General features: G+C 37.5%; 25 protein-coding genes. 15 read left to right on the top strand and 10 right to left on the bottom strand.

Annotated elements, in window-relative coordinates:
- Nucleotides 1–51: 51 nt before the first annotated feature.
- The 4 genes from IEX65_RS20500 to IEX65_RS20515 form a co-directional block, all read right to left on the bottom strand.
- Nucleotides 52–1068: a hypothetical protein gene (locus IEX65_RS20500; RefSeq protein WP_188768865.1), complete on the bottom strand. Its 1017-nt coding sequence runs from the start codon at nucleotides 1066–1068 to the stop codon at nucleotides 52–54.
- 14 nt (nucleotides 1069–1082) lie between these two features.
- Nucleotides 1083–1481, bottom strand: coding sequence for a DoxX family membrane protein (locus tag IEX65_RS20505; protein WP_188768866.1), 399 nt, complete (start codon nucleotides 1479–1481; stop codon nucleotides 1083–1085).
- Between the two features lie 25 nt (nucleotides 1482–1506).
- Nucleotides 1507–1962, bottom strand: a complete 456-nt coding sequence (locus IEX65_RS20510) for a YHS domain-containing (seleno)protein (RefSeq protein ID WP_188768867.1) — start codon at nucleotides 1960–1962, stop codon at nucleotides 1507–1509.
- 74 nt (nucleotides 1963–2036) lie between these two features.
- On the bottom strand, nucleotides 2037–2660 hold the full coding sequence (locus IEX65_RS20515; RefSeq protein ID WP_188768869.1) for a LysE family translocator: 624 nt from the start codon (nucleotides 2658–2660) through the stop codon (nucleotides 2037–2039).
- A gap of 110 nt (nucleotides 2661–2770) precedes the next feature.
- On the opposite strand from IEX65_RS20515, the gene IEX65_RS20520 reads away from it, so the two are divergent.
- Nucleotides 2771–3304 (top strand): RNA methyltransferase, encoded by a 534-nt coding sequence (locus tag IEX65_RS20520; protein ID WP_188768870.1) that lies wholly within the window; start codon nucleotides 2771–2773, stop codon nucleotides 3302–3304.
- Between the two features lie 114 nt (nucleotides 3305–3418).
- On the opposite strand, the gene pheS is transcribed toward IEX65_RS20520, so the two are convergent.
- Nucleotides 3419–4453 carry a phenylalanine--tRNA ligase subunit alpha gene (pheS, locus tag IEX65_RS20525; RefSeq protein ID WP_188768871.1) on the bottom strand — a complete coding sequence of 345 codons (1035 nt, stop codon included), beginning with the start codon at nucleotides 4451–4453 and terminating at the stop codon, nucleotides 3419–3421.
- A gap of 250 nt (nucleotides 4454–4703) precedes the next feature.
- Between pheS and IEX65_RS20530 the strand changes: the two genes are divergently transcribed.
- Nucleotides 4704–5096 (top strand): LytR/AlgR family response regulator transcription factor, encoded by a 393-nt coding sequence (locus tag IEX65_RS20530; protein WP_188768872.1) that lies wholly within the window; start codon nucleotides 4704–4706, stop codon nucleotides 5094–5096.
- Nucleotides 5097–5217: 121 nt separating this feature from the next.
- Here IEX65_RS20530 and IEX65_RS20535 read toward each other — a convergent pair whose 3' ends face one another.
- The gene (locus IEX65_RS20535) at nucleotides 5218–5979 is read right to left on the bottom strand and encodes a M15 family metallopeptidase (protein ID WP_188768873.1); all 762 of its coding nucleotides are present in this window, start codon (nucleotides 5977–5979) and stop codon (nucleotides 5218–5220) included.
- Nucleotides 5980–6089: 110 nt separating this feature from the next.
- Between IEX65_RS20535 and IEX65_RS20540 the strand changes: the two genes are divergently transcribed.
- The 3 genes from IEX65_RS20540 (at nucleotide 6090) to IEX65_RS20550 (ending at nucleotide 9958) form a co-directional block, all read left to right on the top strand.
- Nucleotides 6090–7325, top strand: a complete 1236-nt coding sequence (locus IEX65_RS20540; RefSeq protein WP_188768874.1) for a spore maturation protein — start codon at nucleotides 6090–6092, stop codon at nucleotides 7323–7325.
- Nucleotides 7326–7406: 81 nt separating this feature from the next.
- Entirely contained in the window at nucleotides 7407–9320 is a 1914-nt protein-coding gene (locus tag IEX65_RS20545) for a sensor histidine kinase (protein WP_188768875.1), read from the top strand.
- Nucleotides 9320–9958: a response regulator gene (locus IEX65_RS20550; protein ID WP_188768876.1), complete on the top strand. Its 639-nt coding sequence runs from the start codon at nucleotides 9320–9322 to the stop codon at nucleotides 9956–9958. The genes IEX65_RS20545 and IEX65_RS20550 overlap by 1 nt, the downstream gene beginning before the upstream one ends.
- Nucleotides 9959–10570: 612 nt before the next feature.
- On the opposite strand, the gene IEX65_RS20555 is transcribed toward IEX65_RS20550, so the two are convergent.
- Nucleotides 10571–12124 carry an FMN-binding glutamate synthase family protein gene (locus tag IEX65_RS20555; RefSeq protein ID WP_188768878.1) on the bottom strand — a complete coding sequence of 518 codons (1554 nt, stop codon included), beginning with the start codon at nucleotides 12122–12124 and terminating at the stop codon, nucleotides 10571–10573.
- 1069 nt (nucleotides 12125–13193) lie between these two features.
- Between IEX65_RS20555 and IEX65_RS20560 the strand changes: the two genes are divergently transcribed.
- Nucleotides 13194–13415: a hypothetical protein gene (locus IEX65_RS20560; protein WP_188768880.1), complete on the top strand. Its 222-nt coding sequence runs from the start codon at nucleotides 13194–13196 to the stop codon at nucleotides 13413–13415.
- On the opposite strand, the gene IEX65_RS20565 is transcribed toward IEX65_RS20560, so the two are convergent.
- The gene (locus IEX65_RS20565; RefSeq protein ID WP_188768881.1) at nucleotides 13412–13882 is read right to left on the bottom strand and encodes a GNAT family N-acetyltransferase; all 471 of its coding nucleotides are present in this window, start codon (nucleotides 13880–13882) and stop codon (nucleotides 13412–13414) included. The two genes, IEX65_RS20560 and IEX65_RS20565, sit on opposite strands and share 4 nt — an antisense overlap.
- An 81-nt stretch (nucleotides 13883–13963) precedes the next feature.
- Nucleotides 13964–14845, bottom strand: coding sequence for a sugar phosphate nucleotidyltransferase (locus tag IEX65_RS20570; protein WP_188768883.1), 882 nt, complete (start codon nucleotides 14843–14845; stop codon nucleotides 13964–13966).
- A 216-nt stretch (nucleotides 14846–15061) separates the two neighbouring features.
- Between IEX65_RS20570 and IEX65_RS20575 the strand changes: the two genes are divergently transcribed.
- The 8 genes from IEX65_RS20575 (at nucleotide 15062) to IEX65_RS20610 (ending at nucleotide 24158) form a co-directional block, all read left to right on the top strand.
- Nucleotides 15062–16750, top strand: a complete 1689-nt coding sequence (locus tag IEX65_RS20575) for a hypothetical protein (protein WP_188768885.1) — start codon at nucleotides 15062–15064, stop codon at nucleotides 16748–16750.
- 37 nt (nucleotides 16751–16787) lie between these two features.
- On the top strand, nucleotides 16788–18782 hold the full coding sequence (locus IEX65_RS20580; protein ID WP_188768887.1) for a plastocyanin/azurin family copper-binding protein: 1995 nt from the start codon (nucleotides 16788–16790) through the stop codon (nucleotides 18780–18782).
- Nucleotides 18783–18884: 102 nt separating this feature from the next.
- A complete protein-coding gene (locus tag IEX65_RS20585; protein WP_188768889.1) occupies nucleotides 18885–20162 on the top strand; it encodes an McrC family protein in 1278 nt (425 codons plus the stop codon).
- Between the two features lie 52 nt (nucleotides 20163–20214).
- Nucleotides 20215–21522 carry a GntT/GntP/DsdX family permease gene (locus IEX65_RS20590; RefSeq protein WP_188768891.1) on the top strand — a complete coding sequence of 436 codons (1308 nt, stop codon included), beginning with the start codon at nucleotides 20215–20217 and terminating at the stop codon, nucleotides 21520–21522.
- Between the two features lie 12 nt (nucleotides 21523–21534).
- Complete coding sequence (locus tag IEX65_RS20595; protein WP_188768893.1) at nucleotides 21535–21996, top strand: RidA family protein; 462 nt, start codon at nucleotides 21535–21537, stop codon at nucleotides 21994–21996.
- Between the two features lie 63 nt (nucleotides 21997–22059).
- Nucleotides 22060–22449: an SMU1112c/YaeR family gloxylase I-like metalloprotein gene (gene gloA2, locus IEX65_RS20600; protein ID WP_188768895.1), complete on the top strand. Its 390-nt coding sequence runs from the start codon at nucleotides 22060–22062 to the stop codon at nucleotides 22447–22449.
- Nucleotides 22450–22558: 109 nt separating this feature from the next.
- Entirely contained in the window at nucleotides 22559–23662 is a 1104-nt protein-coding gene (locus IEX65_RS20605) for a D-TA family PLP-dependent enzyme (RefSeq protein ID WP_188768896.1), read from the top strand.
- A 157-nt stretch (nucleotides 23663–23819) separates the two neighbouring features.
- Nucleotides 23820–24158, top strand: a complete 339-nt coding sequence (locus IEX65_RS20610; protein WP_188768897.1) for a DUF2853 family protein — start codon at nucleotides 23820–23822, stop codon at nucleotides 24156–24158.
- A gap of 56 nt (nucleotides 24159–24214) precedes the next feature.
- Here the strand turns inward: IEX65_RS20610 and IEX65_RS20615 are convergent, their stop codons facing one another.
- Entirely contained in the window at nucleotides 24215–25078 is an 864-nt protein-coding gene (locus IEX65_RS20615) for a geranylgeranylglycerol-phosphate geranylgeranyltransferase (protein ID WP_188768898.1), read from the bottom strand.
- A 330-nt stretch (nucleotides 25079–25408) separates the two neighbouring features.
- On the opposite strand from IEX65_RS20615, the gene bshA reads away from it, so the two are divergent.
- Nucleotides 25409–26539 (top strand): N-acetyl-alpha-D-glucosaminyl L-malate synthase BshA, encoded by a 1131-nt coding sequence (gene bshA / locus IEX65_RS20620; RefSeq protein ID WP_188768899.1) that lies wholly within the window; start codon nucleotides 25409–25411, stop codon nucleotides 26537–26539.
- The last annotated feature ends 157 nt before the right edge of the window (nucleotides 26540–26696 follow it).

Below are 26696 nucleotides of genomic sequence, written 5' to 3' on the forward strand. Positions count from 1 at the left end.
TTTCTTGTTGCGTTCCCTTCGACTACGCTCAGGGAACGGAACAAGAAAACTTCACCCAAAATGCCCCTTAACGATTGCCAAAATATCGCCAAATGGAAGAGGTTTTATTCCACTCTTTTGGTTCATGATACTAATATTGGCGGCACGTTTCCAGTGCCACATGAGGTCACGGTAAGCTTGCCATAAATAATAGCGAGGGTCGTAGATATGTCCAGGGTCGGAGCTTACGCCATTTAGCTCCATTACTCTAATATTTTTCCCTTCATACAAATCTTCAATACTCGCAACCTTCATATCAAAACGACCATAGAAAAACCCATCAAACCCTTCTGACACCCTCGTAAAAACCTCATGCAATTGACTATTAATCAAATGATTGGCATTTACAAACTTGGTTCCTCGGCAATGATTCCCGATTGGCTCAAGTAAACGATTTTCACCAAAAGGTACTATTTCTTGCATTTTACTTCCGAGTCTTTTTTGTAAACTTTCCAGCTGGAATCTCGCACGAGTATTTTGCAAAACCAACTCCTCAATCGTAGATTTTCCGTCGCCCGTAACGCTCAAAAACTCTTTTAAGGTTACCGACGAAACTTTACCAATTTTCTCATTTGGCATTCTACTAAAAAGTACTCCTAACTCAATCGGATACGTAATAAACTCTTGAATCAAATAATCAGCATTGGCCGACTCATGATATTGACGAAGTTCGTCTTCTGAATGAATTTTTGACACCGAAGTACCACGTTCGCCCACATTGGGCTTTGCGATAATGGGATAGCCTAATTCATTATTTATCAACAACTTAGGCAACTCGTTGAATACGGCACCTAAAGGAATAAATATCGTTTTAGCCAAATATTCGGGCGAAATATGTTTCATGATTTCGGTTTTATGCTCGCCATAAAAACCTCCTGCCTCAATCCCAGGATTGACCGCCGTAAAGAAAGTCAACGACTTAGCTCTAATGGCCTGATAAATCCAGTAGGGAGTCATGGGCAAATAAAACAGCCACCACGGCCAATATTCATAATTGAAAACTTTGACTAAAAACAAAGGTATTCGCATAATTTTTTGAGCAATTAATGTGTACTTTTATTGAGTAAATTCTTCGTAATTGTTACAATTTTAGCACGTTCGTAAATTACCACAACTAAGCAACATACAAAAGTAATAAGAGCCATATAAAACAACTGTCCGCCATCATTTCTTACATCTATACCTAAAACCGTGAGGTGAGAGATTATCGCTCCAGCCATTACGCCCAAACCCATGAATGCACCTATCCAAGCGGTAGTAGGTATAAGTAATAGTATCGACGCAATCAATTCAGCAACTCCAGAACCGATACGTCCAGAAGGCTCAATACCGAGTGTTGAAAAAATATAAACACTTTCGGGATGTGCCGTAAATTTAAAATAAAGCGTCTGCAACATAATAGCAGCGGCAATAATTCGTGCAACTAACTGTAATATTTTCATTTTTGAGGAAGGTTTAACGGTTAAATTATTTGTAAATTTTTTGCCAATTAGTATCGGCTTGTTTTTTTAGTTTTGTTTCTTCTTTATTCCACTCATCGAGTGTATTAGAAAAGAAACTTTTATAAAATAGATTCAAAGCACCATTGACAATTTTATAGTTTTCGGGGTCAACTTCTACTTTTTCACCTTTTGCACCCATTGCATACGCACACCAACCACCGTAGGCTGGCTCATATTTAGCAGGATTTTTCTTGAAAGTTTCCAAATTAGCCGCTGATGCAAACTTATACGTGATTCCAGCATTCGTATAAGCAATTTTGCCTTTTTGGGGTTTCCCCGAAAAATAACTTACAGGGTCATAGCCACTGATGGCCACACCTTTTTCAATCAAAAAATGTTTCTGACGAAGAGCAGGATTTACGGCATCTTGTGCAAAGAGATTAAAGGAAATTAGTACAAATAACAAGCTTAATTTTTTCATTGGAGTATGTTTTTGATTTATTGAAACAAAGGTAGCGGATGAGAATCGAGCAAATTGTCGGCAAAATGACCAATTCAAGTAAAAACCTTAACAATTTGCATTAAGGCTAAAGCAATAAATAGGTAACCCATCAGCCGATTCACCGAAAAGCTTCTCAATAATTGATTAATGTATGATTTATACCGATGAGCCAAATAAGCAAACAACGCTAAAATGGCAAAAGCCCCCATACCAGTACCTAAAACGAAAGCATATTTGGCCGATAAGTCATTGATAGAAAAGTATTTACCCAAGAATATCAACATAAAAAACCAAAAAGGCAATAACTGAGGATTGAGCATTCCGAGCGAAAATCCTTTCAGAAAATCGAGTTTATTTTTGCCAACCATTGGCATTTTATCTGTATTATTCGACTGTTTCTGAAACAAATAAACCAAACCCATCAGCAAAAAAACTGGAATGATAAGCATATTGAGCCACGATAATAAAAACTGGTTATCTTTCAAGAAAAAGACACCTTTCAAGGCGATAAATGAATAAATAAATTCGGGAATACTTCCGCCAAAGGCCACCAAAATTCCAGCAGAGATATTTCGATTTAGCGTAGCTTGCACAACAGCCAAATTGACTGCCCCAATATGAATCGACCCCGCAAAACTGATTGCTGCCACCACAAGAAAAATTATCAAATCCATCATAGTTTTTGTTTTCTGATACAAAGTACGGCGACTTTCAACGAACGAAACGTCTGCTCGCCGACATAAATCAGCAGTTTTTAATAACTTTGCAAAAAAAGAAGAAGTAAGGCATGAGAAAACTCCAAATGGAAGAACTGAACCGTTTGTCGGTTGAAGATTTTAAAGAAACCAATAAAAATAATTTCTGTATTATTCTGGATGATATCAGAAGCATGAATAATGTAGGCTCGGCATTCCGCACGGCCGATGCTTTTTTGGTAGAGAAAATTTATTTGTGTGGCATAACTGCAACTCCACCACACCGAGAAATCGAAAAAACTGCCCTTGGCTCTACTGAATCAGTTGCGTGGGAACACCGAGAAAACGTAGTTGATTTAGTAAAAGAACTACAAGCCAACGGTTATGTTGTCTTGGCGGTCGAGCAAGTAGAAAATAGCTTGAAACTAAATAATTTTCAGCCCGAACCTAATCAAAAGTATGCTTTTGTATTTGGAAATGAAGTTTTTGGTGTAAACCAGGAAGTAGTAGAAACAGCCAATAATTGCTTAGAAATTCCACAATTCGGCACAAAACATTCACTCAATATCTCAGTAACGGTTGGAATCATTTGTTGGGATTTTGTGAGTAAAGCCCCCAACCCCTAAAGGGGAGCTAAAAACAAAAAAAGGAAATTTTCATTAATGAAAATTTCCTTTTTTTGTTGAGTCTGTACAACAACTTCCCTTTAGGGAAGGTCCGACGATTCGGCGGGGGGCGACTTACGCTCCCTCAAACTGTCTTAAAAATCTTACATCATTCTCAAAGAAAAGACGTAAATCCTTCACTCCGTAGCGAAGCATCGTAATACGCTCGATTCCCATTCCGAAAGCAAAACCTGTATATTCTTCAGAATCAATACCGCTATTTTCTAAAACATTAGGGTCAACCATTCCCGAACCCGCAATTTCTACCCAACCCGAATGTTTACAGATATTACAACCCGAACCTTTACAGATAAAGCACGAAATGTCAATTTCGGCACTTGGCTCAGTAAAAGGGAAATAGCTCGGACGCAGACGAATCTTGGTGTCTTTGTCGAACATTTCTTTCGCAAAATGATATAATGTATCTTTTAAGTCTTTGAAACTTACTTTTTTATCAACATAAAGTCCCTCAATCTGGTGAAACTGACAGTGAGCTCGGGCCGAGATGGCTTCGTTACGATACACACGACCAATCATTAATGAGCGAATCGGCGGCTTCTTGTGTTCCATCAATCGCACTTGCACGTTGGATGTATGCGTACGAAGTAAAACATCATCTTTTTGTACGGCTTTCTTTTCTACGAAAAACGTATCTTGCATTTCACGGGCAGGATGGTCTTCTGGAAAATTTAAAGCCGTGAAGTTATACCAATCGGTTTCAACTTCTGGGCCATCTTCGTGATTAAAACCCATACGAGCAAAAATCTCCAACACTCGCTGACGAGTAAGTGTAAGCGGGTGAATCGAACCAGCAAAATTCGGAGCAACTGGCAATGTCAAATCAATGCCACTTGCCTTTGAGTCGCCAGCACTTTGCTCAAGAGCTTCCGTAAAATCTCTTAGTTTTTGCTCAGCAAGATTTTTGAGTTTGTTGAGTTCTTGTCCAACGGCACGTTTCTGCTCATTGGCTACTGTTTTAAACTCATCAAAAAGGTCGTTGAGTATCCCTTTTCGGCTAATATATTTAATCCGAAATTTTTCTAAGTCATCTTTGCTATTGACCACAACAGCATCAACTTCGCCTAATAATTCTTGAATCTTATCTAACACCCGAGTACCGTTTAATAAATTTTAGTGCAAAGATATGAATAATGTCAGATTCTCCCATATTTTTACGTTGTAAATACTAAAAAGAATACCCGTAAAAACACTTGTTTCATTAGGGGTTTTTACGCATTATTAGTTTTATAATCCATATAACTGATTGACTATCAAGACCTTAAATATTTTACGTATTTTTACGTAAACTTGATTTATGTCGATTAGGAGTTATGTTTGTTGAAACAAAACTCTGAAAACCATGAAGAATTTAGACCATACATCAAACTGCATAGTAACTAAAAGCGACAAACTAAAAAAGAGCCAGATAAAGTTACACTGTTCTAATAAGTTTGTAAATGTACCCGTGGATAAAATCGTGAGACTGGAAGGTGACTGCAATTATACCGTTGTACATACGCAAAATAAAAAATACATTTCGGCCAGAACCTTGAAGCACTATGAAGGCATCTTAGACGACAGCTACTTTATCAGAGTTCATAAGTCGCACCTTGTAAATATACTTTATGCAAAAGGATTAGATATTCAGGCAAGCAGTAGTGCGATAGCATTTGATGGTGGTAAGAACATAGAGATTTCTCGTCGTAAAGTAAAAGCAGTTATCGAGAAATTTGATTTTTATAAGAAGTCATAATTGAATGCTTTTAGGGCATTTTAATATAAAGATTATTGGTATTATACTCTTTTCATAATACTTTTTAGTGGTTAGGTGATTAATAAAGCAACTGTCTTCTGGATAGTTGCTTTTTGCTTTTTTACTCCACAATTTTATATAAACTTTTGGCTCTTGCTCTTGAGATTGCATTGAAATGCCACCATTCACTTTCTATTCTCATATATCCTACGCTCGCCATCGCTTCACGCAATACAATTCGATTGGCCAGCTGTTCTTTGCTTAGTTTCCCTTCTTTTAGCATTTTGTATTCTAAGCGAGGATATGCCAAATCGCCAAAGAAATCGTACTTCGTACCCATATCAAGTGGTTGTTTTGTTGTCAGGTCATAAACGGTAAGGTCAACCGCCGAACCAAAATTATGAATCGAAGCAATAGTAGGGCTTGCAACAAAGTCTTCTCGTTTTTTTGGGGGAATCGTATCTAATAAGTTCCAAAGTGTATGCTGAACTGTAAGCGGGCGAGCGGCATCATAAACCAACAATCTATAATTAGGATATTTTTTTTGGAGAGCTATACTGGCTTTTACGAGCATTTCAGCGGCTTTGGGTTGTAAATAAGCACGGGTTAAATCGCCGTAAACATCGGTTTTTACAAAATTATCAGTCGTAGAGTATTTCAATTCAACCATTATTGTCGAATCGAGGGTTTGAATATCAACCAAACCTTGCTCAATCATTCTTTGCTCAACTTCGGGAATAATATTCTTTGGTTCAAGTGCAATAGTATCTTTTTTTGTAATTATGTTATCTACCTTTTTTTCTTCCTTGGTTTTTTGTTGTTGGCAACTCCACAATCCAAGTAATAATAATATATATGATAGTAAAACTCTATTTTTAAGCATCATTTTGGATGAAAATTTCGGCGTAATCGAATCAAATTTGTAGTAAAAACTCGAAAAATCATGGTTTATCCTTAAATTAGCCACAAATCTAAACTTAAACCGTCAAATTTATGGCATTAAACTATATTTGGGTAGCTTTTTTTCTGATTGCATTTGTCGTTGCATTATTCAAACTCATTTTTTTGGGCGATACCGAGATTTTCAAAATCATCATCGAAGGAATGTTCGATTCCTCAAAAATTGCCGTCATGGATATTGCCTTGCCACTGGCGGGTGTAATGACTTTTTTCTTAGGTATTCTGAAAATTGGTGAAGAAGCAGGTGTTATTCGTCGCATGGCTCGCATCATTGCTCCGTTTTTTAGCAAACTGTTCCCAGAAGTTCCGAAAGACCATCCAGCCAACGGACAAATGATTATGAATTTTTCGGCAAATATGCTCGGTCTGGATAATGCCGCAACCCCGTTTGGTTTAAGTGCAATGCAAAGTTTACAAGAGCTGAATCCGAGCAAAGATACAGCTTCAAATGCCCAAATTATGTTTATGGTGCTACACAGTGCAGGGCCTGTGCTTATTCCATTGAGTATTATGGCTCAGCGTGCCATCTATAATGCCGCCGACCCTGCCGATATTTTTATACCAGCTTTGATTTCGGTATATGTGGCCACCCTTACGGGTATGCTTTTTGTGGGAATCAAACAACGAATCAATTTCTTTGACAAAACCCTGCTTTCATGGCTTTTGGGACTTACTGGCTTCATTGGCTTCGTACTTTGGTATTTTTCTCGTTTACCAAAAGAAGAAATCGAAGTGACATCGAAAGTTATAAGTAACATGATTTTGTTTGTGTTCATCATAGGTTTTGTAGGTGGAGCAGTCTATAAAAAAGTGAATATTTTTCCTGTTTTTATTGAAGGAGCAAAAATGGGTTTTGAAACATCAATCAAAGTACTACCTTACTTAGTTGGGCTTTTGGTTGCCATTGGTGCATTCCGCAATTCGGGTGCATTAACTTATATTGTAGATGCTTTGAAGTGGATTTTCAGTTTGACGGGCATGAATACCGACTTCACTGATGCTCTACCAACTGCTCTCATGCACCCTTTGAGCGGCAGTGGCTCAAGAGCGATGATGATTGACTCGATGAAAACCTTTGGAGCTGACTCATTTGTTGGGCGTTTATCGTGTGTGTTTCAGGCTTGTTCTGATACTATTTTATATGTATTGGCTCTATATTTTGGTTCTGTCAATATCAAAAACACACGTTATACGCTCGTAGCTGGGCTTTTGGCCGATTTGGCAGGGGTCATTACGGCCATCATCGTTTCGTATATATTCTTTTATTGATTTGCAGGCTCTTTGTGGTATATCTTTATTAATTTGATGTGCCACAAAGATTTTTCAAGCACCGAAAGTCGTTAATTAACCATGAAACTAAAACTTATCTCCTTATTACTATTATTAGTAAGCTTTCGTCTTGCGGCCCAAGATAAAAGCCAAGGAGATGTGATTTTATATGATGGTACGTGGCGAGAACTTGAACTACCCGAAGGTATCTACTACCTACCCGAACTAACCGAAGCGTATTCGATTGAAAAATTAGCCAACTTCCCGCAAGTTTATCAATTTCAAAAAGCAAAAGGTAGTGTTCCTACTTATTGGGCTGGTGGCCGACCCTATTGGTTTCGGATTGAGCTGAAAAATACGACCAATATGATTCAAGATTTGCTTGTTCATTTACATCTTTCGCTTTATGATAATGTAGAATTTTATGTAGTAGAGAAAAAACAAGTAATCGACCACCAAACATTAAACTGGAAAATACCGCAACAAAATCGCCGCATCAAACACCGTGATTTTATATTTCCTACAACTATACAGCCTCGTCAGGAAGTTGCCTATTACATAAAACTTCGTAAGAACTTTGGTTCGATTTCCTTTCCGCTTACTATTTGGGAAAAAAATACGTTTGACTACTACTACCCTACCAAAGACCATTTTGGGTGGGGATTTATTTCGGGGATTTTCTTATTTGTGTTTTTCGTTTCGGTGCTTTTATCGTTGGTTTTCAACGAAAAACTTTATCTATACTACGGAATTTACGTATTGGCTGCCCTTTGCTTTATCTACACCATGCAGGGCTACTTTATTCGTGTTTATGGAGATGGAAGCTTCGGTGTTGAAGGCGATAAAGTCCGATACATTGCCACGATGCTACTCATGATTTGTAATATTCTTTTCATTAGAAGCTATTTACGGTGGGATTTGCTCAAAAACCAGCTATTTCAATGGTATAGTAATTTCTTTATCATTTCTTTTAGCTTGCTTATTGTAATTAGCCTTATCGACAATCTGATTTTCAATAATTACTTATTTAATACCTTCACTACATCTATTACGTTTTTGGTCAGTTTAGGTTTTTCTATTCCTCCATTTTTTGTATTCGGAACAACAATTTATTGCATTTACATCAATCATTTTAAGAAAGACGCCACTTACTATCTTTTAGCAAATTTGCCGGTATTTTTTGTAGCATTTTATTCTGGACTTAGTACTTACGAGTTTCTTCCAGGTAGTTATTTAGCCGGAATCGACTTTTTTGTAATCGCATTCTTGATTGAAATTATCGCGTTGAGTGGAATGTTAGCTTACCGTGTAAAAATCATGCAAAGCATTAGCGAAAACCTTTTGATTGAAAAAAACCTCATCCAACAGCAACGTACTCAAGCAGTTTTGGAAGCCGAAGAACGTGAACGCATTCGTATTGCCCGTGACCTACACGATGGTATAGGACAAACTTTGGCAGCGGCCCGCATGACGCTTGGCAACTTTATGTCACAAAAGAAAATTGAGTCGCCTGAGATGCACAACTCGCTCGATTTGCTCGAAGATAGTATCAAAGAAATTAGAGAAATCTCGCACAATATGATGCCGAGTTCACTGACGAAATTTGGGCTGAGTTCGGCACTAAAGCAATTTACTAATAAGATAAATGCTGCTGGAAAACTCGAAATAGAACTGCAAATTGTGGGTTTCAAAGAACGCTTTGATGAAAAAATAGAGTTAATGTTGTATCGCATCGTTCAAGAAATTATCAGTAATATTATCAAACACGCTGAGGCTAAGAAGGTAAACATCGAACTTGTTCGGCACGACGACGAACTCATTCTTATCATAGAAGATGATGGTTGTGGATTTGATACCGCTAACACAGAAAATCATGGGATTGGACTAAAAAACATTGCAACTCGTGTCGAATATCTAAACGGAAATGTTAATTTTGATTCTTCAATAGGAAGAGGCACAAGTGTTGTGATTGAAATTCCCTTGAATTTAAACTAATGTCAGGTAGTAAGTTACAAATTTTAATTGTTGATGACCACCAAATTCTACTGGATGGCATTGAAGCTATGCTACATGGTGTAGGAGACTTTAAGGTAATCGGTAAATGCTCCGACGGCAACTCTGCATTAAATTTTCTGAACGAAAATCCAGTCGATATTGTACTGACCGACCTATATATGCCCAAAATGACGGGCATGGAACTTACGCAAAAAGTAAAGAAAAAATTTCCCAACGTAAAGGTATTGGCACTTTCGGTTTCGTACGATGTATCTATCGTGCATGATTTAATTGATGCAGGAATTTCTGGTTTTATTATCAAAACCATCGGTCGTGACGAACTCATTGAAGCCATCAAAACAATTGCCCAAGGCAATATCTACTTTAGCCGAGAAGTATCAAACGAAATTCTGCGAAGCTTATCAAATAGAACCGAAGAAGAAACCTATCACCTCACCGAACGAGAGATTGAAATTGTAAAACTCATTGCCCAAGAACTCTCCAATGCCGAAATTGCCGACAAGCTTTGTATCTCAGAGCGAACAGTCGAAACTCACCGAAAAAATATCTACCGAAAAACCAATACAAAGACCATTGTGGGTCTTATTAAGTATGCCGTTGAGCATAAATTAATCTAATTCCTTCTTAGAAAATTACAAATATACGTACTGGCACGGATATAAGTTTTGAAAAAATACCAAAACTGGGGTATTGTATGGGAGCATTCGTATAACGAAATTTGTATCAACGAAAAGCGTAACAGTATAGCCATGAAAACATTGCCATTTGCAAATAAATCCGCAGGAGGCACCCATTATATAAAAGTGATAAAAGTTTTAGTTCTTTGTTTATGAAAAAAAATTTCAATGTGCTTTCAACCTTTTAATGATAATTTGAATCATTATATAAAAAGCAAAAAAGACCATGAAAAAATTATTTTACGAACATCTCGACGAACTTCTCTTTGTATCAATCTTTGTAGTGATAGTTGCCATCAATGCGTGTAAAGCATAAATTAAAACCACCATTTTTCCATTTGACAAAGTGGTGGTTTTAATAATCAACAGCAGTTTGACGAGAGCAAAAGCAAGAGCCGCTTGATTCTTGCTTTTCTAATTTTTTTGAAATTTTCTATTACTATTCATACAGTTTTTCCTCTTATCCCAAAAAGATAGTGTCGAATCCCAAATGTTTTGTACAAAAAAAGCAGTTCCTAAAAAAACTGCTTTTCTTTTTTATGTAAGCTGATATTAGTTTTTTCCACCCAAATACGGGCTTTCCAATAATTTTTTCAAACCTTCAAATTTTACAGGAGTTTTCTGATATTGATAGGTAGTTCGTAAAGATTGCGTACGATTATTATCTCCCATTGCCACATCAACATCGTCCATCATAAATTGACTCGGATGTTCATAGCCGCAGGCATGACAAATATCCAAAATTTCTTTAGTCAAGGTCTTTACATAATTGTAGAAGCGTTCGCTCTTCAGAGTTGGGTCAATACCACCTTGCAACCACTTATTTTGCGTAGCAACACCACTCGGACAACGATTAGTATGACAAACTTGTGCTTGGATACACCCAATCGACAACATTGATTCACGCCCAACATTTATCACATCGACACCCATCGAAAAAGCCATAATTGCTGTATCTGGTAAACCCAATTTGCCCGAACCGATAAAAGTAATTTTATCATTCAATTCTCTTTTCTGGAAAATACGATAAACCGATGAAAAAGCATACACAAATGGCAGAGAAACGTGGTCGGCAAAACTTGGAGGAGCAGCACCCGTGCCACCTTCTCCCCCATCAATCGTAATAAAATCGGGGCCTTTACCAGTTTTTTTCATCAAATCAGCCAATTCTTCCCACATTTCAAGCTTTCCTACTGCCGATTTTATACCAACAGGCAATCCTGTGGCATTAGCCATCAATTCAATGAAATCAATCATTTCTTTGATGTTAGAAAACGCACTATGATAAGCAGGAGAAATTACATCCTTGCCCATCGGTACATGGCGAATCTCGGCCAATTCTTTGGTAAGTTTTGAAGCTGGCAAAACTCCACCTTTTCCTGGTTTTGCACCTTGCGAAAGTTTGAGTTCTATCATCTTGATACAAGGGTTATCTTGGCATAGCTTCACCAATTTTTCTAACATGAAGTTACCGTCGTCGTCTCGGATTCCGAAATAAGCTGTGCCAATATTTAGCACTACATCAGCTCCGTTTTTATGGTAGGGCGAAAGGCCGCCTTCGCCAGTATTATGATAGCACCCAAACTTTGCTGCTCCCTTATTCATCGAATCAATGGCCGTAGCCGAAAGCGAACCGTAGCTCATTCCCGAAATATTGACTACTGATTTTGGCAGAAAAGGCTTCTTACGATTATGGTATTCGCCCACCACCTTTGCCGACGGACAGATGTAGGGATTTTCGAGATTTGGATGCCCTTTAGGTAGTTTATAAGGTAATAAGGCTGGTTTTATGAAATTATAGCCCGCACTATACATATCTTGGTCAGTGCCAAAACCTTGAAAATTGTTTTCTTTTTTCGAGGAAGCATATATCCAAGAGCGTTGACGACGATTGAAGGGTAATTCTTCTCGGTTATTGGCCACTATATACTGACGCAATTCTGGCCCTACACTCTCAATAAAATATCTTAAATGCCCAATAACAGGGAAATTGTGCTGAATAGTGTGTTTCTTTTGAAGAATATCTCTGATAAAAAGTATGAGCAAAAAGGCAATAATATAAGCCCACCAAGCTATACTACTAAAAAATTGTCCAATGGATTCCATGTAGATATATGAATAGAATGTTGATGTGGCAAGATACAAGGATATTTCAATTCAAACAAAAGGTTTGAATTTTAGCACTAAATTTTAACCGAAATCTAATTTTTTTGACAAAAAACAATAAAATTATTAAACGGATACATTTTACTATAAAACACACATTGATAAGCAATTATAAAACCCTAAAAAAGTAGTTTTTTGAAGAAGTAAAACAAAAAAACGGCTTGCAAGAAAACTTAAATGTGACGTATTGACGTATATGAGGTCAGAATAACAAACGCTCAAAAAAAGAAAAATGGAGCTGAAACCAACCCCATTTTTACTGACAATTGCTATTGAGTGAATATTGTTATTATAAAATAATTACTATTGAAAACATAAATTGAGTGAGACCTTTTTGAATTAAAGTTAATTACCGAGTGTTCCCTAAATTTGTTTAGAAGTCCATTCGATGTCCCCCCTTTTTGAAAACACATAATTATTATTGAATTGTATTTTTCTTATAAATACTACTGAGAAGAAATAAAACCATGAAGAGAAGTTACTCAATCATTTTAGAAGTTTTTTCGCTCAATAGATTTACTCAAAAATATACTGTAACCCAAAAAATCACTTCCAACACCCCCCACAAACGAGTATTTGTACTTAGTTATTAGGAAAGCATGAATTCTCGCTAATGGAGGGGTTGGAGTGACCATTACGATGTCCCACCTTTTACAATGAAATAATCGTACCAATTATGATTTATGCCAGTTAAATGACACCTTATCTATCTGATGAATAGGGTTTTGAAGCGGTATTTAGACAAGAAAAGTATTGAATTTTGACAAGAAAATTTACCATTAGATAAGAATTCTAAGATTTGTTACCTTTTGATAAGATTTTTTAAGAAATTTGATTTATTCATTTAATTATCTCTCTAAAACTCTGTAATTTTAACAAAAAAAATAAATAAATTATTCAGCGGTAGCAAAGTTACTTTCCTAATAACAGTGGCATAGATTTTGATAAGGCTGACCGATTTATGAGTGAAATAAAAATTGTACTATTCTAACAAACGGAAACAAGAAAAATGAAGGCTGCTGCAAAAACAACCCTTAATTCAATGGACGAAGTATTGCACGAAATCAATACTTTGGTTGCTCAACAAGAAAAAGAAGATTACGCCAAAATTTTTATGGCAAAGAGTAATTTGAGCATGACTTACCAATCAAACTTTTACGTAGAGATTATGGATGTAACCACCACTTTGCAAAACCGAAGCAACGTGTGGAACGCAGATATAACTTTCTAAGGTAATCTAAGTTCCATTTCGTCGCCCGTAAGGCGAAAACCAAATTTTTCATAGATAGGTCGGCCATCGTCCGAAGCATGTAGCGAAATCCTCTTATAACCACGATTAATAGCTTCTTGCAGAATATAATTAAAGACCGTCTTCCCCACACCTTTACCCCTCCATTGACGTAACGTATAAATATTAAGTATATAGGCAATTTTGCCATCTATAAGAGTAAATCCAGGAGTAATCTGGAAAAAACACAAGCCACTTGTAGCTACGATTTCAGAATCGTAAATGGCTAACCATGCTACAAATTCATCGGCTTGCATGGCTCTTAATAAATAATCTCGCAAAGAGCCGCTAAGTTGCTCTTCGCTGTATTGGTGTGTCTCAGCAGGTTGAACTTCACGTAAGAATTCGATGCGGAGACGCACCAATTCATCAAGGTCATCAAGCGTTGCTTTTCGGTAAGAAACTTGCATAATTAATTGAGAATTGAGAATGGATAATGAATAATTGTGATAAAAATCCCTAATTCTCAATTATCCATTCTCCATTATAAATTAATAAAGTCCTGATAATTTTTGTAATGCCTCCATCACGGTCGGTTTATCTTCTGGATAAGTTACGCCAAACCACTCTGACTCATTTGAAAAAACTTTACATTTTCCTAAACCGTTTTGAATTAAATAAGTCATTACGGTCGGGATATAAAACTCGGCTTTTGGTGAGTCGATGTTTTTTACTGAATATTCCTTAAACATTTCGTTGATTACGGGGAATACATTTGGCATAAAACCCCAGAAATTCATCGAAACTGGCGTATTTTCTGGTAAAGTTGTCAATGTTTCGCCTTCTTCAAATACGATTGTGTTATCTGCTTGGCGGTAAATTTTCGTACGCTCAGTAACAACTTCTAAATATCCATTTTCATCCACTTCACAAACTCCTCTTGAAACCGAACCATTTTCCGATAAAGTATTCTTGATTTGATACCCCACCATTGCATGACAAGTTTCGTCGGTATTATTGGTCAAGAAATCGGCCATGATTTTGAAACCTTCGTAACCATAAAAATCATCGGCATTGATAACCGCAAATGGCGTGCTGGTTTGCTCCCATGCACACAATACTGCATGGCCAGTTCCCCAAGGTTTTGTGCGTTCTACTGTTCCGAGTTCGGGAGCTACGTATTTTTGTACACCTTGAATCGCAAAATCGTAGTCTATTTTTCCAGCCAATTTCGGCCCAAATATTTCTTCAAAATCTGCTTTTAGCTCTTCTCTAATAATAAAAACAATTTTCCCAAAACCTGCCTTGATGGCATCATGCAACGAATAATCAATGATTGTTTCGCCATTAGGTCCAAATTTATCTAATTGTTTAATTCCACCATAACGGCTGCCCATTCCTGCAGCTAAAATAAGAAGTGTTGGTTTTGACATGAATCTATCTGATTTATTTGAAAGTTAGTTTTTAAAGTTTATCTAAAGTCTATAAAAAAGTATCAAATTTGTACTATTATTATAAGTTTTATAAAAATCGCTTTTATATTTCTCCACAAATTTACAAAACACTTTTCGGACTGTCAGTAAAACTTTAATTAATAATAATTGTTAAGTTGACACTTAAAAGATAATTTTGCTAAAAATCTAACAAATATGACTATGAAACTACGTTTTTTTGCTTGTTTATGGCTTTTAGTTGCTTCGTTGCAAAGCTATGCACAAGGTTTTGCAATGAATAAGCTACCCATTGACAACTGGGACTTGGGTAATTGGAAGCAAGTAGAGCAAGTGGACAATCCGTTCAAGAAAAAAGCGGGTATTACTGCTGGCAATAAATTTTTGTATGCCAATACTCCCGGAAAAATCACCTCAAAGCTCACAACTGCCGATGCAAAAATCAAATTTGACTTTATGCTTGGCCTCAACAGCGAAAGTATTTTCTATGTACAAGGCAAACACGGTATTTTATTGAGCAATACTCACCCGAGTGGTGCAATCATTACTAAAGATGGAAGCTTGAAATTACCAGCCCAAAATGCGGGACGTAGTGAGGGGCTTTGGCAAACACTCGAACTAACGTTTTCGGAAGCTTCGTTTGGCAATGCGGTTGTTTTAGAAAAAGTGACACTCAACGATGTAGTGATTCATCAAGGATATGTAATGGCTTCCGAAGGAAAAAACGAGGGCCCGATTGTGTTTGAAAACAAAGCAGGTGTGATAGCTATTAATAATGTAGAGTATTTGAAATATAACAAAGAAACTCCACTCAAATTAAGTAACCTAAACTACGAACTCTACGAAACATTTGATTGGGACAAACAGTTTGCGAAGAAAAAAGATACACCAAACGATAGCGGCAAAGCCACTGACCTAACCAAAGATTATGGCGTTGGATTCAATCGTTATTTGTTGGTTTTCAAAGGCGACCTTGATGTTGAGAAAGACGGAAATTATTCGTTAATAGCCGATTGTGCAGGAAAAGAAAGTGTAACAGTTGATGGCAAAGAGATACTACCAATGACCGATGAAAGCTATCGTAAACCACGCATTGCGTACTTGGATTTGAAAAAAGGCAAACACTCCATCGAAGTAAAATATATAAAGGTTTGGTGGAAAGCCGAACTCGGACTTTTTGCGGCTGGCCCAGAAATCAGACCTTATGCACTTCATGCTGAAACCTCATTACCAACGCCACAAGCCGTTGGTGAGATTGATATTCAACCAAAAAACGATGTAGAAATAGTACGTTCGTTTGTGATGTTTAATGGCAAGAAACGAGTACATGCTATCTCGATTGGAACACCACAAGGCCAACATTATTCGTATGATTTAGACCAAGCGGCATTGCTTTATGCGTGGAAAGGCGAGTTTGCCGATGTAACCGAAATGTTCCATGAGCGTGGCGAGCCACAATTATTGGAAGCCAAAGGTGTTCGTACAAAGTTTTCGGGAAAACCATCCGTAGCAATTTTGAACGATTTGAATGCCCCGATGCCCGACTCATTGGACGCCTACAAAGAGCTTATTTACAAAGGATATTCGTTAGATGCTTCTGGACTGCCTAATTATAAATTCCAGTTGAACGGAGCAAACATCACGCAAAAAATTAGCCCTGATGCCGATGGTATTGCCGTGAGTGTTGCGGCCAATGGTGGCTCGAATTTATATTACAAACTGGCCGAAGGAAAAGCAATTAGCTTGATTGAAAAAGGAAGATATTTAGTTGATAATCAATATGTTTTAGTTGACCCTAAATCTAAGCCGATTATTCGTAGTTCAAAAGCGGGTCAAGAAATGATTATGCCTCTCACAGGTACAATCAACTATTCGATTTCTTGGTAAAATATTATTTTTGAAAAATTGCAAAAAGACATTAACAATGAAAAAAATATTAGTTCTATTGCTCATTTTGGGTAATTTAGGGGCATTTGCACAAACTCGCCCTTTGGTAGAAGAAGATTTCTACCGCATCGTTACGTTGCCAATTCCCGAGGGGGTACAACTCGAAGTAGGTGGATTGGCCGTCATGCCCGATGGTCGTTTAGGTGTTTCGACTCGTCGTGGTGATGTTTGGTTGGTTTCAAATCCGTACATGAAAAATGGTACAAAGCCTACCTACAAGCGTTTTGCTTCGGGCTTGCACGAGCCATTGGGTTTGGGCTACATCAACGGTAACCTTTGGGCAACACAACGTGGCGAAGTAACTATTTTGAAAGACACAAACGGCGATGAAATTGCCGATGAATACGAGGCCTTCCAGAAATTTCCGTTGAATGGCAATTACCACGAATATTCTTACGGCCCAGTAGTTTTGCCTGATAACGACATGATTTACACCTTAAACTTAGGTTGGATTGGTCGTGGAGCAAGTTTGTCAAAATGGCGTGGTTGGATGTTGAAAATTTCGCCAGATGGTAAAATGACACCTTGGGCAACGGGTTTGCGTTCACCAGCGGGCTTTGGTGTGCTGAAAAGCGGTGATATTTTCTACACCGAAAACCAAGGCGACTGGGTTGGTTCTGGACGCATGACTCACCTCGAAAAAGGAGATTTTGCAGGTAATCCAGAAGGTTTGAAATGGACATCAGAACCAGAGTCACCATTGCGTACGAAACCTTCGGATATTCCAGATACGGGCGAGCCACTTTACGAAGTTGCCAAACGTGTACCGAGCATTAAAATCCCTGCGGTTTGGTTCCCGCATACATTGATGGGAATCTCTACGGCTGATGTAATAGAAGATACTTTTGGCGGGAAATTTGGACCTTTTGAAGGACAATTATTTGTTGGCGACCAAGGACACAGCAAAATCATGCGTGTGTATTTAGAGAAAATTGACGGTAAATACCAAGGCATTTGCTTTCCGTTCAGAGAAGGTTTTCAGTCGGGTATCTTACGTATGCGTTGGGGACTTGACGCTTCGATGTTTGTGGGTATGACAAGCCGTGGTTGGTCTTCTACGGGTAAAGATGAATTTGGTTTACAACGCTTAGAATGGACTGGCAAAATACCATTTGAGATGAAAACCGTGAAATCAATGCCTGATGGTTTCTTGATTGAGTTTACGCAGCCTGTAAACAAAGAAACAGCCAAAGCACTTGAATCCTATAAAATCAATAGCTTCACTTACAAATATCACCATAATTACGGAAGCCCGATTATCAATGCTAAAAACTTGAAAATCAAAGGAATACAAGTAGCAGAAGATGGTATGAGCGTTCGTTTGGCGATTGATTCTCTCCGTTTGGGATACATTCATGAACTAAGACTTGAAGGACTTAAAAACACCGATGACCGCCCGCTTTTGCACGCATTTGGTTATTATACGCTTAATAATATTAATACTTCAGCTTCTCCACTTGATTTGACAAAATACGCAATAGTTGAGAAAAAAGCCGAAGCAATGGCCCATGAAGGACATAATATGTCGGGAATGTCGAAAGGTACAAATGTGGTTTCGGCCAAAAGAGTAAACGAAATGCCAGCCGATTGGGGTGGAAAAGTTGACCAAACGCTCTCGATTGGAACTAAGCCAGGCTTGAAATTTGATGTAACTAAATTTCAAGTAAAATCTGGTAGTAAAATTCGATTAGTTTTCAATAATAACGATGATATGCTACATAATTTGGTTATCGTAAAACCAAAGACCGTAGCTAAAGTTGGCGAGGCAGCATTTAAAATGGACCTTGATGGCGAAGCAAAAGCATATGTTCCTGATTTAGAAGAAGTACTTTTCCATACAGGATTGATGCAACCTGAAAGCCAAGAAACTATCTATTTTGTAGCTCCAAGCACCCCAGGCGATTATACATTTGTATGTACTTACCCAGGACACTATACAATCATGCAGGGAATTATTAAGGTGGTAAAATAGTTTCTTAGACTACGGTCAATAGTCGATAGACCACAGATTTTTGATTATTTTTGCAAAACTAAAAACTATCGACCGTTGACCGTCGTCCATCGACTAAAATATATGCCTCAAACAATCTCCGAATTTGGACTCATCAAAAAAGCAAGCGATTATGACTTGATTGATGATAAATTTTCGGAGATTTTTGTTTCTGACCTAACTTTTCAACACCTCAAAAACATTGCTTTTTCAGGAGCGAATGACTTATTATTAAGCTATTTTACACAAAAAGGCAAAGAGCAAATTCGACTCAAAAACTACGTTGGTTTGCTGCAAACTCCTGATGGCAAGCAGATTGAAATTCTGCCCAAATCAACTGCAAATTCGCCAAAAGAAGCACGCAAAATGCTGCTGAAAATGCTTAAAGTATCACCAAATTCTCCTTATCAATCTTTATCAAATTCACATCTCGAAACCTCACATTTGCCACTTTTTGAGATTTTTGTGAATGTATTTTTAGATGAACTCGAAAAACTACTTTCGCAAGGTCTGGGCAGGAATTTTGAACGACAAGAAGCAAACGAGACTTTTATCAAAGGTAAAGTTTTAATTGCCGAAAATCTTCGCCAAAATCCAATCCGAAAAGAGCGTTTCTTCATTGCTTATGATGAGTTTACAGCCGATATTCCGCCAAACCGAGTTCTAAAATATTGTTTACAAATACTTTATAAACAAGGTTTTAGCTACCGAACTCAACAAAGAATCAATAAAAATATTGGTATTTTTGAAGAAGTCAATCCAAGCAATAACATCGAGCAAGATTTAGCTCAATCTTTTCATAAAAACCTGTTTTTCGTTCGTTACGAGAAGCTACTTCATTGGGCAAATATTTTTATCAAAGGACAATCATTTTTGCCTTTTTCGGGACAATATTTACAACTCGGTTTGCTGTTTCCGATGGAGGTTTTGTTTGAAAATTACGTTGGAAAATTCTTCAAGAAATATTTTGCAGAAAACTACGAAGTAAAACTCCAAGACAAAGCCAAGTTTCTGATTGACAGCCATTTAAATAAATCTAAATTTAGATTAATACCAGATATTGTGCTGAGAAACGAAACAAAAGCCTTTGTTTTCGATACAAAATGGAAATTGATTGATGCCGCAAAACCCAAACAAAATTATGGCATTGAACAGTCAGACTTATACCAAATGTATGCCTACGGGAAAAAATATAATGCACAACAACTTTTTTTGATTTATCCAGCCAACGAAAACTTCCAAACTCCACTCCAAGTATTTGATTATGAGGCTGATATGCGTTTACAAATCATCCCTTTTGATTTGACACAAAACTTGCAAAATCTGCAAAAAGACCTTACAGGTTTGATGAGAATAGATTGATAATTGACTAAAATTATTATCTTGCAGCATCATATTCAACCCTCCTTAAAAAATGCCAATTTTACTTACCTTCTTTGCTATACTGGTACTTGTGCTGCTGGTAGCTTACGTAAAACTCGACACCTTCGTTTCTTTCATTTTAGTTGCCATCGGTTTGGGAATCGCCACAGGAATGGACGTTACGGCCATCGGAAAAGCCATTCAATCGGGTATTGGTGGCACACTCGGCGATTTAATTCTAATCATTGGTTTTGGGGCAATGCTCGGTAAACTTGTAGCTGAAAGCGGTGCTGCTCAACGCATTACCGATGCACTCATTAACCTTTTTGGCGAAAAATACCTCCAATGGGGTTTGGCACTTGCTGGGTTTATTATCGGTATTCCGTTGTTTTACAATGCTGGTTTTATCATCGTCGTACCGCTCATTTTTTCGATTGCTGCCTCAGCAAAATTGCCGCTTCTTTATGTCGGAATGCCAATGTTGACTGCACTTTCAACCGCTCACGGATATTTACCCCCTCACCCATCACCCGCTGCCATTGCTTCGCAACTCAAAGCTGATGTTGGGCAAACGCTCATTTATGGAATCATCATTGCAATTCCTGCTATTGCCATTGCTGGGGTGCTTTTTGGACGAACTCTGAAGCAATACAAACCTCAAATTGATGGAAATTTATTTGCTATCAAAGACATTCCGAAAGATAAGCAACCAAGTTTAGTAGTGAGTTTATTGGTAGCTTTGATGCCCGTTTTCTTACTAACAATTACATCGGCTATAAAAAAGTATGCTCCTGAAAGTGAATTACTTAAACTAATTTCTGAGCCATATATTGGTATGCTTCTTTCTCTATTATTGGCGGTTTATTTGCTTGGTGTTCGTCAGGGAAATACCATTCAAGCAGTAAGTAAGCAACTCGAAGAAGCCTTTAAGAGTAGTGCAGGAATTTTATTGATTATTGCGGGTGCAGGTGCATTGAAACAGATTTTGAAAGATAGTGGTACGAGCGATTATATTGGCTCACAGCTACAAGGTTTTGATATAAATCCATTGATTTTAGGTTGGGCGATTGCGGGCGTATTGCGTATATGTGTAGGCTCGGCAACAATTGCTGGTTTGACAGCAGTAGGAATTTTAGCCCCGCTCATTCAGCAACAAACGGGCGTAAAACCCGAACTTATGGTACTTTCTATCGGTGCGGGGAGTTTGATGTTTTCGCACTTAAACGATGGTGGATTTTGGCTTTTTAAAGAATATTTCAATTTATCAATAAAAGATACCCTCAAAACTTGGACGGTCATGGAAACCCTCGTTTCTATCATCGGTTTGATTGGGGTATTGATTTTAAATTTATTTGTGTAACGCAACAAAACTATGACAGCAGAAGAAAATTTCGCAAAACTTGGTCTTGAATTACCACCAGCACCATCACCGATGGGCGTTTATAAGCCTTGCTTAATCGTTGATAATTTTATTTATGTTTCAGGACATGGCCCTGTGCAAATGGATGGCTCACGCATCATTGGTCGTATCGGTGCCGATATGGATATTGAAGCAGGAAAATTGGCGGCTCAACAAGTAGGTTTGACCATTCTCGCAACATTAAAAGCTAATTTAGGAAGCCTCGACCGCATCAAGCGTGTAATAAAAGTCTTGGGAATGGTCAATTGTACTTCAGATTTTGAGCGTCACCCGTATGTAATTAATGGTTGTAGCGAACTTTTTGCCAATGTGTGGGGAACTGAAAATGGTATCGGCGTGCGTTCGGCAGTTGGTTTTGGCTCGCTTCCCGAAAATATTCCAGTTGAAATTGAAGTAATGTTTGAGCTGGCATAAAATTATCGAGATACAAGGAAGACCTCCCTCGAAGGGAAGTCTTCCTTAAAACAATTCATCAAAATGCTAAAAATAAACAAAGTACACCATATAGCCATAATCGCATCTGACTATCAAAAATCGAAGCATTTTTACACCGAAATACTTGGTTTACAGATAGTTAGAGAAGTATATCGTGAAGCACGAGATTCGTATAAACTCGATTTAGCCATTGGCGAAAATTATGTAATCGAACTTTTTTCTTTTCCGAATCCTCCAGCACGACCGTCTCGCCCAGAAGCTTGTGGACTCCGCCATTTGGCTTTTGAAGTGGAAAATGTAGCAGAAGCAAAACAAAACCTCGAATCGAAAGGAATTGAAGTAGAGGATAGCAGAATTGATGAATTTACTGGCAAAAAATTCACCTTTTTCGCCGACCCCGACGACCTTCCAATCGAATTTTACGAACAATAAATCTAATTTTGAATGAGTGAATGATACAATGATAGAATAGAATTATTACCAAAAAATTTAAGTTTCATTTCACATTCACTCACTCTATCAATCTATCATTCATTAAACTATGTGGTTTAGCATCAACAACGCCAACGAATTAGATTCTCCTTCGCTGCTTATTTACAAAGAGCGTGTACAAAAAAATATTGAGCAGATGATTTCGATTGCTGGTTCGGCCGAGCGACTTTTCACGCACGTAAAGACCAACAAAATGCCAGAAATCGTCAAGATGATGCTTGCTGCTGGTATCACAAAATTCAAATGTGCAACTATTGCCGAAGCTGAAATGGTAGCAATTGCCGGTGGAAAACATGCTCTAATTTCACACCAATTAGTTGGCCCTAAAATCGAGCGTCTTGTCAAGTTACGTCAAAAATACCCCGATGTATTCTTTGCATCGCTCATTGATTCTGCTGAAATAGCCGATGTTCACAATGATATTTTTGGGCAAAATAAGCTCGTTTCAGATGTTTTCTTAGACGTAAACAACGGAATGAACAGATCTGGGCACGAATTAAACGACCAAATTTTAGATTTATACAAAAAACTAAGCAACTTATCTCACCTAAAAGTACACGGCCTACACGTCTATGATGGGCATTTACGAGCGAGTGATTTCAATGAACGAAAAAAAGAATGTGATGCTGGTTTTGTTGATGTAAAACATTTTCTCGAAGCAATCGAAGCAGCAGGCTTGCTGAAGCCAATAGTGATAGCAGGAGGTACACCAGCGTTTACTTCTCACGCTTTGCGAGACGAAACTTATTGCAGTCCAGGTACGTGCGTTTTGTGGGATTGGGGCTATGGCGATAAACTTTCTGAACAAAATTTTGAGTATGCAGCGTTGATTCTGACTCGTGTTATTTCAAAACCAAAGCATGGTATCATTACGGTCGATATGGGGCATAAAGCAGTAGCGGCCGAAAACCCAATTGATAAACGCATCAGGTTTTTGAATTTAGAAAATTATGAGCTTCTCGGACAAAGCGAAGAACACGGAGTGATTGCTGTAAAAGATTGGGATTCAATAAAAGTTGGTGACGTTATTTATGGTGTTCCGTACCATGTCTGTCCAACCGTAAATCTTTATGATGAAGCCTACATCGTTGAAAATGAAGAAGTTAAAGAAACATGGCAAGTTTTAGGCAGAAAACGAAAGATTAGTATTTAATCACGTTTTTCTGTAAAATACGAAATTAAAAACTTTTAATCTTCGGTAGCGTTCGTTTTGCCTAAAAAAGCGTAAAAAACATTTGGAAAAGATAAGTTTTTATTTAAAATTTACAAAATATTCATGTATTTCAATCACTCCCAAATCAGCAAAAATTATGAGTAAATTAGCAGAAGCAATTGAAACTTACGTTGCTCAATCAAACGAACTTAATTTAGGTCTTAGTGAAGAACTCATCACAGCGGTAGCAAAAGGTCTTGGCCCATCTATTTACAATGCAGATGCCTCTAAAGTTTCAGGAACTGACCCTGAAGAGTTAGCTCGTGTAAAAGACAACTACTTGATTGGTAAATTAGGTTTAGCTGATGGCCCAGAGCTTGACGTAGCAATTGCGGAAGTAATGGAGCAAATGGGTTCTTCAAACCGCAATAAATACCGTGCAAATGTATATGCTTTACTTTGCAAAAAATTCGGTAAAGAAGACGTTTATGCTTAATAAATAAAGATTTTTTAGGAAGCGACACGAAGTAATTTGTGTCGCTTTTTTTGTGTCTATACAAAAATCATACTACCGATTCCGAAGAGCATAATGAGTTTGCAGACTTTGCTCAGAAACGTAAAATCACGGCGTTTATCGGCCCAGTAAAGTTTATAAACAAACCACGAAAACGGAAATACACCTAAACTAAAAAGTGCAATAAGGTATTGATTATGAAGAGAATAAGCCATAATTAACAGTATCATCACAAACGAAACAATAAAAATATAAAGCAGAATTTTGGTTTGTCTGATTCCCCAAATAATCGGAAGCGTTCGGCAACCGTAGCGGGCATCTCCCCTAATATCTTCCATATCTTTAATTATTTCTCGAATCAACGAAATAGAAAAAGCAAACAAGGCATAGATATTGACCAAAGCCACATTTTTTTGGTAATAAACGCCCAAAATAACGAGCGAGAAGGCGGTCAGAAATGCTACTAAAAAATTACCAATAAAAGCCTTTCTTTTGAAGCGTTCGGAATAAAACCAAAGAGCCGAAATGGCCAGAAAATTAATTAGAAAAACCTTCAAACTCAAGAAAAACCCGATGGCCAAACCAATAAAATTAAGTATCTGATGAATCAGAATCGCACGTCGGCGTTTGATGATTTTACCAATTATTACCTCGTCGGGTTTATTGACTAAATCAATTTTTATATCAAAATAATCATTGATGATATAACCAGCCGCAGCAATGCTGATGGTAGCGAATACGAGCAGAAACTGCTTAAAATCAAGCAGATAATCGAGCCAATTTTCTTTGGGGCCAATCAGAAAAATCCTGACCATGTATTGACTAAATATCACAATCAAGATATTTCGTGACCTTATCAGTCGAAAAAAGGCATTAAGGGTTGCGAAGGTTTTGGAATTCATCGTATCCAAAACTACAAAATTTTTAGGTCAATTGCAAGTTATGTTTTCCTAACATTGGCCGTTTTTTCGGTTATAGAAAATACTCTTTCAATAAATTCACAAATCCGTAATATGATTTTGAGACTTTTTCCAATTTTTTTTGTTGTACTATTAATAGCGGATTTTTCATTTAAAAAGCTATTAGTTATTAGCTGTTGGCTTTTAGCTTCATTAGACGATTTTAGATTTAATTTGTGTCTGCAAAACAACCTGCTTTTCAAGCTAATTGCTAAAGGCTAATTGCTAAAAGCACTAAAAAAATCTTTCAAAAAAGTACATTAAACCGCATCTATGAAAATCGGAATTGTTTGTTATCCTACCTTTGGCGGAAGTGGCGTTGTGGCCACCGAACTCGGTAAGGGCCTTGCCAAAAATGGGCATCAAGTACACTTTATTACTTATACTCAACCCGCTCGTCTGGATTTTTTCAACGAAAATATCTTTTACCATGAGGTAAATATTGCCAGCTATCCGCTGTTTCAATACCCGCCCTACGAGTCGGCTTTGGCAGGAAAAATGGTTGATGTAGTAAAGTACGAAAAACTTGATTTGCTGCACGTACATTACGCAATTCCGCACGCAACTTCGGCTTTTTTGGCGAAACAAATCTTGAAATGTCATGGTATAAACATTCCTGTAATCACAACCTTACACGGAACTGATATTACGATTGTAGGAAAAGATGCTTCTCTTGCTCCAGTTGTTACGTTTAGTATCAATGAATCAGATGGCGTAACGACGGTTTCGGAAGATTTAAGAAAAGATACTTACGAAGCTTTTGAAATAAGAAAAGAAATTGAGGTGATTCCAAATTTTGTTGATTTGGAACGTTTCAAAAAGCAAAGAAAAGAGCATTTCAAACGCATTATTTGTCCGAACGACGAAAAGTTGCTGGTTCATACATCCAACTTCCGAAAAGTTAAGCGTATCGAAGATATTATTCAAGTTTTTGCAAAACTGAAAAAACAAATCCCGAGTAAATTATTACTCGTGGGAGATGGCCCCGAACGTGGCCCAATGGAACAACTCAGCCGTGACATGAATCTGGGTGAAGATGTGCGTTTTGTAGGAAAACTTGATGCCATCGAAGAGGTTTTATCAGTAGCCGATTTATTCTTGATGCCTTCCGAAAAAGAAAGTTTTGGATTAGCAGCCCTGGAAGCAATGGCTTGCGAAGTACCTGTTATTTCATCAAATACTGGTGGTTTACCCGAACTAAACGTGCAAGGTGTTACAGGATTTTTGAGTAATGTGGGCGATGTAGATGATATGGTAAAAAACGCAATTTATATTCTGCAAGACGAAAATTTACCGACTTTTAAAGCAAACGCTTTAGCTCGTGCTCAAGAATTTGATATTACGAATATTGTTCCGATGTACGAACGTCATTACGAGAAAGTTTTAGAAGGGATGCTGGTTTAAGCCCAAATAGTGTCTTAGAAAATTAATTTTGAGTAATTAAATTTTATGGTTCTTTGACAATTTTTGTGGAGAAAAAGATATTATCAGACGTAGAGACGTTTCATGTGCCGAGCGAAGTAGGGTTGAACCCTATTAAGGCGAAATGGAGTTGTCCTTT

Source organism: Emticicia aquatilis, from assembly GCF_014644295.1.
Lineage (GTDB): Bacteria > Bacteroidota > Bacteroidia > Cytophagales > Spirosomataceae > Emticicia > Emticicia aquatilis.